We start from the raw sequence: 1,502 nt of genomic DNA, 5'->3' as shown, positions 1-1,502 counted from the left end.
CCGTAGAGGCAGGTTGGTATCGATTCCAAGTGTGATCGTCCCTTGGACGAGCACACCCACCCAGAACAATCGGAGGGTGCCTATCGCTCGGTCAGGATCCCGCGCGGAACCGATCCCTTGAGAGCCAGCAAGCGCTCGCCGAAATCATCTTCCATGACTAACTTCACCAGGGCGTAGGTGAGCAGCTGCGCCGGCTCTGTGAGGCCGGTTCTCTTCATCGCGGCGTTTACAAGCGGCTCCGGAAGACGGCCAGCGAGAACCTTGTACTGCGACCCATTCAGCAGGCCGGCATCTTCGGCCGCCCTCAGCAGGCTGGCTCGCCTATCCGGGGTGTTGGGGCGAACATTGGAATCAACCATGACGCTCTCCGCGATACCGTGGGCGATATGCCTCAGGATCTCGAACGAGAGAACTGCTCGACAGATGCAGACGTCAGATCCTTGACGCGGGCCATTCGCTTGGATGCGGCGGCTCGTGAGCAACACTCGCCACGTTGCAGCGAGGTTCTCACCACTGCGTCGCCCCATCTAAAAACGCGCAATCAACGGCGCTGTCCCAATGAATGGCGCGGGCGGGAAACTGTGGCGAAATCTGGCCGAAAATGGCTTTTCCGCTGCCAAGCAGAGCTTCTACGAAAGCGATTTTCAACGGAAGCCACACCAAGGCGGCGGTATCTATAAGCGCAGCCCCGCAAATATTAACTGGAGCGGAGAGGAACCAGCTGGTGCCAAATTCCTCGCCCGCAGGATGAGATCAGCCTCCCGAGATTAGGCCGATGCTACGGCGTCAGGCCTGATTTCTCCAAGTTGCCCATCGCGATCTCCTATCTCGGTCCAGCGTAGGACGAGCGTAAAGGCCCAGTCGCGAGAGAGCGTACGTCAGGTTCCACTCAGGCGGGACCGGTGCGACCTTTTGGCCCCGTCTGCCCAGACGAGCGACGCTGGCGTGAGATCGGCAAGGCGGCCGGAAACGGGAGCTGCATGGCGGGAGCATCGTTCCGTCGTTCGCGTGCCTCACGCGGATGGACCTCATTGGGGAGCGCGTCAGCTATCCCGGGAACTGGCCAAAAACACTCCACCCGGCCTTCCTCGCCACGGAGTGCCAGGAACACTACGCGCGTGACCTCGCCGTCCTCTCCGGTCTCCACGGCCAAGCGGAACATCAGCCCGTCCACCCCGTCTCCGCTGCCGAGAGCCAGGGCGAGCTGCTGCGCCTCGCTTTCCTGCTGCCGGAGCGTCCGCTTGCTGGGCTCATCCGCGTCACCCCGGAAGAAGCGCACTGGCACGCCCTCGATCAGGAAAACAAAGTGGTGCGTCTCGTCCAGCACGCCCAGCCAAGGATAGCGACCGGCCTCGGCAGCGCGGCGCAGCCGGTTACGGCTGAAGGAGTAGGCGCGGCAGCCGATCGACCAGGCATCGTCCCCGGCCCAGCTGTCGGCCATGGCGAGCGCGTCCGTGCGCCCGCGCGCGAGCAGGCGGGCGCAGGCGGTGATGCGCTCCTCA

Annotated in this window: 2 protein-coding genes; both read right to left on the bottom strand. The window is 63.4% G+C overall.

From position 1 onward, the window contains the following. Positions 1-80 precede the first annotated feature (80 nt). The gene (locus tag D9599_RS30560) at positions 81-359 is read right to left on the bottom strand and encodes a hypothetical protein (protein ID WP_198385106.1); all 279 of its coding nucleotides are present in this window, start codon (positions 357-359) and stop codon (positions 81-83) included. 530 nt (positions 360-889) lie between these two features. Next, positions 890-1,502: hypothetical protein (locus D9599_RS30555; RefSeq protein WP_198385105.1), on the bottom strand; the 613-nt coding region annotated here is incomplete at its 5' end.

The organism is Roseomonas sp. KE2513, assembly GCF_016107305.1.
GTDB lineage: Bacteria > Pseudomonadota > Alphaproteobacteria > Acetobacterales > Acetobacteraceae > Roseomonas.
The sequence above is the reverse complement of the archived record's forward strand: the minus strand, read 5'-3'. Positions and strand labels throughout refer to the sequence as shown.

Coding starts and splice junctions, on each gene's coding strand:
- D9599_RS30560 (WP_198385106.1), bottom strand. CDS start 359: ATGGTTGATTCCAATGTTCGCCCCAACACCCCGGATAGGCGAGCCAGC.